Annotated in this window: 2 protein-coding genes; both read left to right on the forward strand. The window is 39.5% G+C overall.

Annotated features, from left to right (window positions below; genetic code table 11):
• Positions 1-106 precede the first annotated feature (106 nt).
• Positions 107-625, forward strand: coding sequence for a hypothetical protein (locus BUB99_RS19995; protein WP_139281134.1), 519 nt, complete (start codon positions 107-109; stop codon positions 623-625).
• 226 nt (positions 626-851) lie between these two features.
• Positions 852-1283 carry a hypothetical protein gene (locus BUB99_RS20000; protein WP_139281135.1) on the forward strand — a complete coding sequence of 144 codons (432 nt, stop codon included), beginning with the start codon at positions 852-854 and terminating at the stop codon, positions 1281-1283.
• Positions 1284-1639 lie beyond the last annotated feature (356 nt).

Raw genomic sequence — 1639 nt, forward strand, 5'->3', positions numbered from 1 at the left:
TTCATTGATTAACTTGTAAGCTGTTTTAATTAGATGACTAAATGGTCAGCTTACAAATAATCAACGACGCTAAAGCTAAACATACAGTCGACGTTAGACTCAATTAATGCATAAAACCATCTATTCAAAATATAAGCTTTTTGGAGGACTTGGACTACTCATCGGATTAAACCTGTTAATGAGCCCTTTAACTTATCTTCTTGTATTTGAAGCTAAGGTCAGTTCTCTCAATGAAATTATAGAAAATCAGTCAGCATTGATTTCATATTCTTTCGTTTTAGGACTTCAGTCTATCATGCTATTGCTGCTAATAACGCAATGCAAGTTTATTAGAATCTCAAAAGACCACATTACATTGTACAACCCGCTTCTTCCGCTTTTATTTAGACGATATAACTGGGAAAATTTCGACTCATATACAACGGTCATGGAACATTCTAGAGGTGGTGAACACGAAGCAATATGGCTAATCAAAAACGACAGAATCAAAGTGCGTTTTTCTAGCTTTTATTATTCAAATTATCAGAAACTCAAACGTGAAGTACCTCTCAAACGAAAGGGAAAGTACAGCGCATCCCCACTTCGTCAATTCGGCTCCATTGTTTTCGGTTTGAAAATAAAATGAGTCTAACATGGTCTGATATCCCATGGCGGTTTAGTGGTAAGTCTAGCTTTGATGCTTTCTGGCAGCACCAGAAAAATCTCCGATTTTTCACATTGGACGAAAAAGGTATGATGAATAATCGGAGATTTTTCCTACTTTGAATCCGACACTTTAAATTACACCAACGCCACAGGATATAGACAGGCGTTAGCACACATGTCACGGATCGCATATGAACCCTGAACTTTTGAAGTATTTAGTATTCGGATTTGGCTTGGGAACTGCTTTGTTTTCTGCAACCTTTGCCGATGACTTGATGAACCCGAACTTTTACCGAAAGTGCTTAACAGCTGGAATCATTTCTTTCGCCCTCGGATTAACTTTTGAACTCACCAACTTTTTTAACGTGTCTAATGGAATGACACTGCTAATTATGTCAGCTGCACTGCTGCACTTGATTCCATTTGAACTATTTAGAAGACTCTTCAAACACTACACTGGAACGAACCCCTACATAACCTCAGCCTCTAGCTCAACAGGAGGAACTCCTATCGGAGGTTTTTGGCACAAATATCCGAGGAACAGAAAAATCCAATCTTCAGATTTTGCATTTAGCTTTCTGCAAGCTCTCGTCCCAATTTTTACATTTATGCTCCTTGTATTCCTGATCAAGAATTAAGAAATACGTGTGCTAACAAGCGATATAGCGAATGGCCAACTGAGCCATTTGCAGGCTTTGATGCCAGTTTCACCGTTTCATCCCGTCCCCTGAAACTTCTGAGATATCTGCTGGCAATTCTTCTGAGGAGAGACAAGAGATTTTCTGAGCGCAGTTACTTACAAGCCTTGTGAGATATGACGGGATTTCACTACCTTTCTACTTTTTACAGACCTGTGTGGCCACTCGCCATATCTGGTCGTTAGCGTTCATATGAAAATCGGCGAGGACATTTCGGTGCTTTTAGAGAGGATTGAAGTCGAATGATATTGGCTGAAAGTGTGGTTTATCCGAAGGATTAAGTTTTGCTCGTCAGG

It is taken from the genome of Reichenbachiella agariperforans (assembly GCF_900142205.1).
Taxonomy (GTDB): domain Bacteria; phylum Bacteroidota; class Bacteroidia; order Cytophagales; family Cyclobacteriaceae; genus Reichenbachiella; species Reichenbachiella agariperforans.